Annotated in this window: 13 protein-coding genes; 6 read left to right on the plus strand and 7 right to left on the minus strand. The window is 62.9% G+C overall.

What is annotated here, in order from left to right:
• Positions 1 to 39: 39 nt before the first annotated feature.
• Positions 40 to 387 (minus strand): YidH family protein, encoded by a 348-nt coding sequence (locus tag QMK17_RS07985; RefSeq protein ID WP_283508095.1) that lies wholly within the window; start codon positions 385 to 387, stop codon positions 40 to 42.
• Positions 388 to 527: 140 nt separating this feature from the next.
• Entirely contained in the window at positions 528 to 1232 is a 705-nt protein-coding gene (locus tag QMK17_RS07990) for a GNAT family N-acetyltransferase (RefSeq protein ID WP_283508097.1), read from the minus strand.
• A 334-nt stretch (positions 1233 to 1566) separates the two neighbouring features.
• Here QMK17_RS07990 and QMK17_RS07995 point away from each other — a divergent pair, with 334 nt between their 5' ends.
• Together QMK17_RS07995 and QMK17_RS08000 are read left to right on the plus strand one after the other, a co-directional pair.
• Positions 1567 to 2082, plus strand: coding sequence for a winged helix-turn-helix domain-containing protein (locus QMK17_RS07995; RefSeq protein WP_283508099.1), 516 nt, complete (start codon positions 1567 to 1569; stop codon positions 2080 to 2082).
• Between the two features lie 102 nt (positions 2083 to 2184).
• Positions 2185 to 2391, plus strand: coding sequence for a dodecin (locus QMK17_RS08000; protein WP_072804035.1), 207 nt, complete (start codon positions 2185 to 2187; stop codon positions 2389 to 2391).
• Between the two features lie 68 nt (positions 2392 to 2459).
• On the opposite strand, the gene QMK17_RS08005 is transcribed toward QMK17_RS08000, so the two are convergent.
• Together QMK17_RS08005 and QMK17_RS08010 are read right to left on the minus strand one after the other, a co-directional pair.
• Positions 2460 to 3728 (minus strand): hypothetical protein, encoded by a 1269-nt coding sequence (locus tag QMK17_RS08005; RefSeq protein ID WP_442972722.1) that lies wholly within the window; start codon positions 3726 to 3728, stop codon positions 2460 to 2462.
• Positions 3725 to 4546, minus strand: coding sequence for an alpha/beta fold hydrolase (locus QMK17_RS08010; RefSeq protein WP_283508103.1), 822 nt, complete (start codon positions 4544 to 4546; stop codon positions 3725 to 3727). The genes QMK17_RS08005 and QMK17_RS08010 overlap by 4 nt, the downstream gene beginning before the upstream one ends.
• Before the next feature lie 124 nt (positions 4547 to 4670).
• Here QMK17_RS08010 and QMK17_RS08015 point away from each other — a divergent pair, with 124 nt between their 5' ends.
• The 4 genes from QMK17_RS08015 to QMK17_RS08030 all read left to right on the plus strand — a co-directional run bounded on the left by QMK17_RS08015 (position 4671) and on the right by QMK17_RS08030 (position 8265).
• Positions 4671 to 5441: a DUF427 domain-containing protein gene (locus QMK17_RS08015; protein WP_283508105.1), complete on the plus strand. Its 771-nt coding sequence runs from the start codon at positions 4671 to 4673 to the stop codon at positions 5439 to 5441.
• 51 nt (positions 5442 to 5492) lie between these two features.
• Entirely contained in the window at positions 5493 to 5975 is a 483-nt protein-coding gene (locus tag QMK17_RS08020; protein WP_283508108.1) for a GNAT family N-acetyltransferase, read from the plus strand.
• Positions 5976 to 6010: 35 nt separating this feature from the next.
• A complete protein-coding gene (locus QMK17_RS08025; RefSeq protein WP_283508110.1) occupies positions 6011 to 7507 on the plus strand; it encodes an HNH endonuclease signature motif containing protein in 1497 nt (498 codons plus the stop codon).
• A gap of 203 nt (positions 7508 to 7710) precedes the next feature.
• Positions 7711 to 8265, plus strand: coding sequence for a hypothetical protein (locus QMK17_RS08030; RefSeq protein WP_283508112.1), 555 nt, complete (start codon positions 7711 to 7713; stop codon positions 8263 to 8265).
• 307 nt (positions 8266 to 8572) lie between these two features.
• Here the strand turns inward: QMK17_RS08030 and QMK17_RS08035 are convergent, their stop codons facing one another.
• From QMK17_RS08035 to QMK17_RS08045, 3 genes are all read right to left on the minus strand, one after another.
• On the minus strand, positions 8573 to 8728 hold the full coding sequence (locus QMK17_RS08035; RefSeq protein WP_283508114.1) for a hypothetical protein: 156 nt from the start codon (positions 8726 to 8728) through the stop codon (positions 8573 to 8575).
• Positions 8721 to 9269 carry an alpha/beta fold hydrolase gene (locus tag QMK17_RS08040; RefSeq protein WP_283508115.1) on the minus strand — a complete coding sequence of 183 codons (549 nt, stop codon included), beginning with the start codon at positions 9267 to 9269 and terminating at the stop codon, positions 8721 to 8723. Before QMK17_RS08040 ends, QMK17_RS08035 begins: the two co-directional genes overlap by 8 nt.
• 145 nt (positions 9270 to 9414) lie before the next feature.
• Positions 9415 to 10368: an NADP-dependent oxidoreductase gene (locus QMK17_RS08045; RefSeq protein ID WP_283508117.1), complete on the minus strand. Its 954-nt coding sequence runs from the start codon at positions 10366 to 10368 to the stop codon at positions 9415 to 9417.
• Between the last annotated feature and the right edge of the window lie 11 nt (positions 10369 to 10379).

Consider the following 10379-nt stretch of genomic DNA (forward strand, 5'->3'; position numbering starts at 1 on the left):
GTGCACTCTGCTCCGGCACACCGACACGTCACCGTAGGTTCATTCGATCCCCAGCACGGTGACAACCGCCGCCAGCACAGCAATCGCACCGATCCCGACGGCGAAGAGCCATAGTTCCTTGGCCTCGGGCATCGGGGCGCCTGCTTCGAGCGCCCTGCGCACCTGCAGCCAACGCCGTAGGCCGACCATCGAGGCGGATGCGGCCATGAGAATCAGGACGAGTCCCAGGGTGACCCTGACCCAGCCGGTGCTGAAGTCGGGGACCAAGTGCACGATCGCGATCCCGCCGGCCAACAATCCGAGCGATGTCCTCATCCAGGCAAGGAACGTGCGCTCGCTGGCGAGGGTGAATCGTTCGTCGGGACGCTGGGAAGGTTCGTCGGTCACCAACCCATCATGCCAAGATTCGAGCTACGAGCGGAGTCTTCAGGTTGGGACTGTGCGAGCAGAAGGTATCGGCGAGATCAGAACATCTTCTCGGCGGCAAGGAACAGCGGACCATCGCGGTTGTAGGCGTCGAACCGCACTCAGACCGGCGTACGCGCGAGCGTCAATCGGGAGCGCTGACGAAGCTCGAACCCCATCGACAGGTACAGCCTGATGGCGTTCTCGTTCGACGCCGATGCATGCAGGAACGGCTTCTCCCCGCGCTCACGAATACCGTGGCCGACAGCGCGGACGAGCTCGGTGGCCAACCCTTTCCCGCGGTGAGCGTGGTCGGTACACACCGCGCTGATCTCCGTCCAGCCTTCCGGGTGCATCCGCTCCCCCGCCATCGCAACGAGCACACCGGCTTCTCGGACTCCGAGGTACGTGCCCAGTTCGAAGGTCCGCGGCAGGAACGGCCCCGGCTTGGTGCGTTCGACGAGGCCCATCATCTCCGGTACATCCGCTGCCCCGAGGTGCACTGCGAACGGAAACGGCCGTGTCTCCAAGTGAGTGCCGACGAGCTGCACGAGCCCGAATTGATCGATCAACTCCCAGCCCGCGGGGAGTTCGTGTCCGATCCCTCGCAACGACACGATCTCGCCTGGGCCGAACAGCGCTGCAATATCGTCCCAGTCTTCGTTCTCGATGACGGGAGGGTGGCCCAGAAACGGCGCCACCTCGGGATCGAACCGGAAACTGCGGCCCACCGTCCGGGCAAAGCGAGCGTGCGCTCCGAGCAGAGAACTTCGGACGGGGTCGTCCAGCGGATGGCCGTCGGCCTGGACATCGGACTGCGTACTCACCGGGTGCTCTCCTTGTCTTACGTAGCGACTGAACTGGTCCAACCCCGGGAATCACGTGCCCATTCCCCTCGACGTGTCGAGGCTGTGCCACGCCGGCTACTGCCGTCGTTACCGAACGTCCGCGCGCTCCGCGATGTCGGAGGACACCTCGAGACGCCACATCGGATGTCGCGTCGTGCGCTCGCTGCACGACAGTGCGGTGTGAGACCTCCACCGGTTCGGATCAGCTCGAGCGAATACCTTTCTCGTCGACGCTTGGTGCGGTTACATCGCTATCGTGGAGAAACAGCGATGTCGACTCCGCGTGAGCGAGATGACACCCCTGGGAGGCGCCATGACCACCGAAGACACCGTGTTGCTTCAGATTTCCGACACGGGCACCCCCGCGCTGGAAGGGCTGTCGCGACCGCAGCTGCACGCGTTCGCCGACGCCCTACGACAGACTGCCGCGAACTTCGCCCCGGGCGCACGCATCCTTACCCGCTTCGATGTGCGCTTCAGCGATCGTAACTCTCCGCTGGTCATCGATCTGCCGGCGCGCGATGTGATCGTGAGCGGCAAGAGCGTGCCGCTCAGTCACACAGAGTTCGAAATACTTTCACAGCTGGCGCGCAATCCGCGGGTGGTGGTGAGCCGGGCGGATCTCACTGCCAGCGGGGGCAGACGCAGCGTCGATGTGCATTTGTCGCGCGTGCGAACCAAGCTCGGCTCCTTCGGCCGGTTGGTGACGACTGTCCGCGGTACCGGATACCGATTCGACCCAGAGCCCGGAGTCCGCGTCATCACCGAGTTGTCGATGCTGCGTTTGATGAATCCGGACCGGGCCGAGAACGGCAGAACCACTGCATGATTCGGCCATTCCGTTTCGAATTCACCGAGACCGGTGAATCATCCAGTGCACGCACCACACACCATGCACCACACCATCGACTGCAAGGGAGCAGCACCCGACATGAGTGACAACATCTACCGAGTGACCGAGATCGTCGGAACGTCTACGGAAAGCTCCGACGACGCGGTACGCAAAGCCATTGCACGTGCAAACACGACGCTGAAGAATCTGGACTGGTTCGAGGTCGTGGAGACCCGTGGCCACGTCGAGGACGGCGCGATCGCACACTTTCAGGTCACTGTGAAGATCGGCTTCAAGTTGGAGTGAGACCACCGCTCGGAGTCCAGCGGACGCGCGCACGCAGGCCAGGTTTCAACCGGCAAGGGTGCGCGCGTCTACGCGTTCCACCGGGCCTTGTGTTCGGCGTGAGTGCGCAGGTACGCACCGGGCGCGAAGTGAGTGTCATAGAAATCGAGGTCGATGTTCTGCGCTTGCAGATACATCAGAGCGTGCACCGTGGGCACAGTGCCGGGGATCTTGCCGAAACTCTCGTAGATATAGGACGCCTCGAGAGTCACCAACTCTTGAACTGCCGAGGCCGGCAGCGCAGCCGAACGCACCTTCCTGGTATCGGCCCACGGGCCGGGAGTGTCCGGGTGGAAGGGTCCCCCGACACCGTACTTGCGAACGAAGTACTTCTCGACGCCGTCGGCGACGGTTTTCACATGCGGCGGCGACAGGGTGTCGAAGTACCCGTCCAGACCCGTGGCGTTCGGAAAAGGCCACCGAGGATCGGTATCGGACCTGAATCCGAGCCCGGGTGCACGGGGATCACCGGAGCCGCCGAGAACCGACAACCTGTCCAGACCGTCGAACATCCATCCGCCCAGGCCGAGTGCTTGCAGTACCAGTACGCCGTTGTGGGTTGCGGTGGCGAGCTCGGCACTCGCTTCGGTCAACGTGTATTGCTCGACGAAGGAGAGCGGCACCGGATCGTCGAAGTGAGCCAGGGACGCGAACTTCTCCACGCCGGGTATCAGCCGGTCGTGGACGTCGTCGAAAATCACGTACCCGTTTGCGGCGAAGAACGACAGGTTGGCGATGAGGTGCTCACTGAGATCGGCGACCGGAAACGCAAGCAGGCTGCCGGGGTGGTTCGCGATCCACGTGTTGTGGCCCTCCATATAGGGCTCTTCACGCGGCAGCGGCAACCGTGCATCGGACAGCCTCACATACTGGTCGGCTGTGTGGTTCAGCCAGTCTTCGAGATCGAATTCACCCGAGAGAGGGGCTGTGTCGCGAGTCGGCAGTAGATAGGTTCCCGAGTCGTCGGTGAAGAACAGCTGGCTGGTATGAAACCCGGCTGCCGACGGAAACGTCCGCCCGACGGCACTGCCCGGGTAGTTGGGGAACTTCGGAGCATAACCGCCATGCCGAGTGATGCCGTAGTGCCAGCCGGTGACGCCGCCGACCACCGAGAGCAACAGGGCCCGTTCCACTTCTGTCAACGGCGTGACGGGGTGACGACTCTTGAATGCCAGTGGTCCGTCGGGAATTTCACCACCGAGAGGGAACCTGCGTGAGCGTCGTCCGGCGATCGCGTCGAGCAAGGAGAACGACGCCGCATCGGTCAAGGCTGCGCGTTGCGCCTCGGTGACGGTCAGCCTTGCCACGACGACTCTTCCTCGTAGGCGCGGTTCGCCTCCGAGTCTGCCTGTTCCAGTACGAAATTCGCGATGACAGCGGCGGTACGTCGGTGACCGGTCTCGTTGAGGACGTCGTGCCTGGCACCCGAGATCTCACGAAGCTCGAAGTTGGGCACACGCCCCACCCAGGTACGCACACCGTCGATCGGTGAGATCCGATCGAGTTCACCGTGCACGGCGAGGACGGGAACCCGAAGACTAGGCAGATCCGCGTCGAAGCGCGACCACGCCCGCGGAAACTCCGTCGCGAGAAGCTGACCCGAGTCACTGCTGACGAATGCGAGGGGATCGTTCACCAGTGCATCGAGGTAGAACGGGTCGGCGGACAATTCGCTCGGATCGAGGTCGAACTGCTGCGCACCGTCTTTTTCGAGCCACGGCAGCGCCGACAGCGGTGCGCCGGAGATGACGGCAGCGCAGTAGCGGGCCGAATCGTCGAGGACCGCGAGCGTCGCGACGACAGAACCCAGTGAGTGGCCGATGGCGATCATCGGCACGTCGGGAGTTGCCAACCGAGCGATCGAGCTCAGCGTCGACGCATCTCTACCGAGGTCACGTAGCGAGCCGAAGTCGCCGCGGTCGCCGGTGGAGAGCCCATGGCCGATCTGATCGAGGGCCCACACGTCGATGCCGTCGGCACTCAACGAGTCGGCGAACCGGTGGTAGAGCCCCGAGTGCTCGCCGTACCCGTGCAGGAAGATCACGGCGACCCTCGCGACTTCCGCGGCCCAGTGTCGGTAGTAGACGGGCCCCCGCGAGCCGTCGAAGAATGGCATGGCACCGAGTCCATCACCAGCAGTGGGCTGCGTCAATGGCTCGGATCGGTCAAGAGTTGGCCCAGGGTGTCGGCGGCAGGACAGGTAGCGTCGAGCACGACCCAATTCGATGCAGGAGGCCACCATGTCGAGAGCACTCAGTCACGCGAAGGCGGTTCAGAGCACCGCGGGCAATGGCACCGTGGCAACCGAGCCCAATCCCCGCCGAATTCGCGCGTACTTCGGCGGCGAGGTCATCGTCGACACCACGGAGTCGGTCTACCTGTTCGAGCAGGACCACCTGCCCGCGTACTACATACCGTGGACGGATGTACGTCAGGATTTTCTGCGGGAATCCGATACGACGACGGTGTGTCCGAGGAAGGGAACGGCGACGTACCACACGATCGATGCCGGGGGTAAGTCTTCGGTCGATGCTCTGTGGACCTACCCGCAGGCGCTCGCCGACGCCCTCGATCTGAGCGAGTACGTCTCCTTCTACTGGGACCGGGTCGATGCGTGGTTCGAGGAGGACGAGCAGGTGTTCGTCCATCCACGCGATCCCTACGTCCGTGTCGATGTGCTGCCCACGTCGCGCCACGTGCAGGTATACCTCGGAGATGTTCTGGTCGCGGAGACACGTAGCGCGAAACTTTTGTTCGAGACCGGGCTACCCCCGAGGTACTACATCCCTCGAATCGACGTGATGAATTCACTGTTCACCGAGTCGGCCACGACGACGGCCTGCCCGTACAAGGGCACGGCGTCCTACGTGTCGGTTTTGTCCGGCCCGCAGGACATAGCTTGGTTCTATCCGCAGACTATGGTCGCGGCATCCGGGATCGAGAACCATCTGTCGTTCTACTCCGCGCGTGGCGCCCGGATCGTGGTCGACGGTGTTGTCCTCGACGACTGAGGTCCGACGGCAGCACTCGACATCGGAGAGCTCTGTCCTACTCCTGTGCGCATGACGCACGACGGACCTGCGCTGATTCGTCCCCCGACTGCCGATGAGGCAGCCGAAATCGCAGCGGTGCACACGGCAGTGTGGTGCAGTACGTTCGGTGGAACGGTCCCGGAGACGTTCCTCGATGCGGCAGCCGAAGCCCGGCGCACCGAACATTGGGAAGCCGTAATCGGATTCGGCGATCGCGAACATACTGTCTTTGTTGCGGAACAGGATTCGTCGATCGCCGGGTTGGTTCACGCCGGAACGGAGATGGACCGGCACAAAATTTTTGCCTTATACGTCCTGGAGGCCTTCCATGGGACCGGGGTCGGCCAGCGATTACTCGACGCCGTGCTCGTCGACGAACCGACCGAGTTGTGGGTCGCGCAAAACAACCACCGTGCGGTTGCTTTCTATCGCCGCAACGGTTTCGTCCCTGACGGCACAGCGGAGGACTTCCCCGGGATCGACGGCTTCGTGACCATCAAGCTCGTGCGCTGAACTTTCTGTCGGTACGTCGTTGCACCTTCCCTGACATGCAGAAGTTGGGGGACTTCCACAGCGCATCCACGCTCTCCGATCAGGAGCTCGTGGACGGGCTGGTCCATGTTCATTCCGTTGAAGCACAATTGGCGGCGAGCAAATTCGCGATGCTCGCCGAGGCAGACCTCCGAGGTGTGGGCAAGAAGCTGAACTCGTCGTCGATCAAACGGTGGTATGTCTCGGCAGCACGCATCACCGATACCGGTTCCGGCCAGCAGGTCGCACTCGGCCATTGGCTCGGCGATCATCCTACTGTGGCCAACGCTTTGGCAGACTCCATGATTCACGCGGCTCACGCCAAAGCTATAGCCGATGGGCTCACAATTGTCCTCCTTGCCGACGGAACTCTCGATGCAACAGCCCAGAACAAAACAGTGGACGTTCTTTTGGATCTCGCGACACGCTCGACCGCAAACGCAGTGAGCCGGCGCGCCCAAGAACTGGCTCAGGGTGCAGCAGAGGACGCCCGCGCCCGCTACCACGCAGAACAGCAGCGCCGACGCGAAGATGAGCGACGCCGCGCTGAAGGCCTGAACAATCAGGACGAGCCACATCCAGCAGACGAACGGGGGCCCGCCGACTCTCCCGACCCGACCGAACGTGAAAACCCGTTACCCCCTACACCGCCATTGTCGCTGTCCGAGAACACGTCACTGAATTCTTTCAACGTCTACCCACTGGCCAACGGGCGCAGCAGAATCGAAGGCAACGTCGACAAACTAACTGCCGAGAAGCTCCTCACCGCGCTGTTGCCGCTCAGCGCACCCAGGCCATCGCCGGAGGGAGAGCCTGACCCGCGCACTCCTACCCAGCGTCGTTCGGATGGATTCGGTCAGATGCTCGATCGCCATCTTCGCGGATCGGAAACCTCCGGTCAGAACCACACCGGCAACGTCAATTTGATAATCAATCTCGCCGACCTGATGTCGAAAAAGAATCAGACCGGTGAGCAGGGTGAGGCATCACGGACCGACTCACCCGACCACGCAGGCGGAAGCGATCGCGGCACCGCTAGCACACCGATCTCGAAAGCCGGCGATCAATCTTCCGATTCAGCAGACTGGCCGTTCCACCTCGATTGGACCGGCCCCATCAGCCGACATCTCACCCAGTACCTCACATGCGACGCCGACCTGACCCCTGTGATCGTCGACGGTGCGGGCGTACCTCTGGTCCTGGGACACACCATTCGGTTGGCGACGTCCGGACAGCGCAAGGCCGTCACCATCCGCGACCGCTGCTGCGTCAAATGTGGGGCGCCCGCAGAGTGGTGCAAGGTTCATCATCTTGTGTACTGGACCGATGGCGGCCCGACCGATCTGAGAAACCTTGCACTTCTCTGCGGGGATTGCCACAAGATCGTTCACCACACCGAGTGGGACATCATCATGGGCTCCGACGGCCACCCGTGGCTCATACCACCTCCGACGGATGACGCCGAGCGACAACCCATTCCCAGTTTCTACCGCCGGCGAAAACACAGCGGCTAGAGACTGACCGCCGGCAACCGTCCACACGACGATGCCGGTACAGAGAGCATTGCTGCGCTGGCCGATTGTGCATACCCTGCCTTCTGACCCGTTCGTTCAGCGAACAACGCGCCTCAGCCGTCAGTTCGTACGGAAGGCCTGTCATTCACCTGACGATGGACGGGTTTCATCGCCCTCGGGCGCATCGGCATCGCCGGGGAAGGATGTCAGCGGACGGGTACTACGAGGATGCATACGATTTCGAGTCGCTGATCGAGCACGTGCTCCAACCGCTCGGCCCGGACGGTGCCGGTCTGTATCGCCGAGGCATCATCGTCCTGGCATCGGACACCCCTACCGAGGCCGAGACGTTGTTTTCCCCCACAAACGCGGTGCTGGTCATCGACGGCACATTCCTTCACCGGGCGCCGTTGACCGAGTACTGGGACCGAGAAGGCAGCGGAGGCGTTCGATCTCCGCTACCACGCGGCGTCACGCCGCTACCTCGAGGAAGTAGGTCCACGCGACCTCGCGACCTTCGTCGTCAACAACGATCGGGCGTCACCCACCGAAGTACCCCGTTGAGTGTCGGCCGAACGGAGGCTGCGGACTGCCCACAGGGTGGTCCCGCCCAACTCCGGCACTTCCTCGTACACGAACCGATGCGCTGCACGTTCTACGAGTCGGCCGAAGGGTGCTCGTCGAACTCCCGTCGCAAGGACGCTCAGGTGTCGTCGGCGACACAAACCTTCACATTGATATCGGAAACTCTGCGATGACCAAGGGCCCGGCGCGGTGGACTCCGTAGCTCAATGTGGTTGTCATGCTTCGCGGTTGGAGGGAGTCAGGCTGGGTCCTACAGTGTCAGCCGTGCACCGCCAGCGCGACGGCAGCGCGCGCACAGTCGACACCACACTCCGCGTGATCGTCGAACCATCGCAGATCGAAGATGCGCTTCAGCCAGGCCATACCCAGAAACCTAGACCGCGCCGTAATCGACCATCACCCTTCGAATCACTGTGATTCGAAGGGTGATGGTCTCGCTAGCCTAACCAGGAACCGAAGAACTGCAACCGGGCGGAAGCCTCACCGTGAAATCACGCCTTTCAGGGCATCGAAAAATCGTTCGAGATCATCGATGTGCACGACGTGACCCGTGCCGGGAACCACCCGAACATCGAAACCGGCCTCGGCGAGTTCGGCCGCTCGCGCAGGCGGTATCAGGTTGCTCGGATCAGCCAATACGGACGGTCGACGGGACGGCAGGCACCTCGACGTCGGCAGAGGTGAACGAGGTCAGCCCGTCGAGGATGGACACATCCCACTTCTGTAGTGCTTCGAGCTTGCGTGCGTGGCCTGCCGCGTCCCATCGCGGATAGTTCTGCGCGACGTCGTCGAGAGTCCAACTTTTCTGAGAACGGAAGAATCCAACGACACCGGCGTCGGCCGTGACGGTCCAGGCGGGATCCACGTAGACCGCGTGAGCGGGCTTCAACGACGACACCGCATGCGCCAGGGTCAAGCCGCCCAGCGAGTGCCCGATTGCCAGCTCGGGCGAGGCAGGTACCGCGCCCACCACGGCATCGACCAGCGCCTCCACCGAGTACTCGCTCAGCGGCTCACTGTCACCGTGACCGGGCAGGTCCACTGCGTGGACGTAATATCCGCGACGAGCCAATTCCGGACCGACCTCCCACCACGATGTCGACGAGCTGCCAAGCCCATGAATCAGCACCGCATGCCGGTCTCCCGAACCCCACTGACGAACATTGATCGCAGCCATCCCCGACCACACCTCTCCGTTGCTGGATATGCCGGTATCCGTAAAGCCTAGAAATGCCAGCGACAATGCGACAGAAGTAGAATCAGCGGGGTGCTCGAACGGCTGCTTCCGCGTCTCTCGACGCGAGGGTGAGTATCGAGATCCGTCAGGGAATCAGCACGAACTTTCCGCGGGGATGCTCACCGTTCAATTCCGCGTGTGCCTGCGCGACCTCCGCGAGCGGGAAAGTCTTGGCGATGGGGACTTTGAGCTCTCCGCGTCCCGCAGCTGCGACCAGATCGGCCCGAGCCTTCTTTCTGCGTGCGGCGCTCTCCGGGTTGCCGCCGCCGACAGCGGTGAAACCGTCCTTGCCTGCCCGTCCGAACGCCGCGATGGTGACTATTCGAGCCTTGTCGGAGACCAGCGCAAGCGATACGTCGACTGCCTCATCGGTACCGACGGTGTCGATCGCGGCAGCGATACCGTCGGGGGCAAGTGCCTTCACGCGATCGAGAAGTCCGCTGCCGTATTCCACAGGCTCTGCACCGTATTCGAGCAAGGCCTCGTGATTCACGGCCCGCGCGGTTCCGATCACGCGGGCACCCCGCGCAACGGCCAATTGGACGACGATCGATCCGACGCTGCCCGCCGCCCCATGGACGAGGACGGTGTCGCCTGCCGATACTCCAACGACCTCGATGGTGTCGAATGCGGTACCCGCAACGGAGAGCAGGCCCGCTGCCTCCTCCCAACTCAACGAGGACGGCTTCGGCAGTACCGCATCCGCCGGAACGAGCAGCTTTTCCGCGTAAGCGCCCTTCGCGCCGCTGACGATCACCTCGTCGCCGACCGAGATGGGCCCGGCAGGCCCCCTGGCGGTGTTGCCGACGGCACGCACGATTCCGCTGGCTTCACTGCCGAGACGAAGTGGCAACGCCGACTCGTCGGCACCGAACTCCCCGCTGTAGCTCTTGTAGTCGAACGGATTCACACCGATCGCCTCGACCTCGACGAGGACCTGGCCTGCCAAAGGTTTCGCCAGCGCCTCGTCGACGATCTGCACCACTTCCGGGCCACCGAACGCCGTTGCTACTGCTACTCGTGTCTTGTCGATCCTCAACCCCAGCCTGC

The organism is Rhodococcus sp. G-MC3 (genome assembly GCF_030063335.1).
GTDB lineage: Bacteria > Actinomycetota > Actinomycetes > Mycobacteriales > Mycobacteriaceae > Rhodococcoides.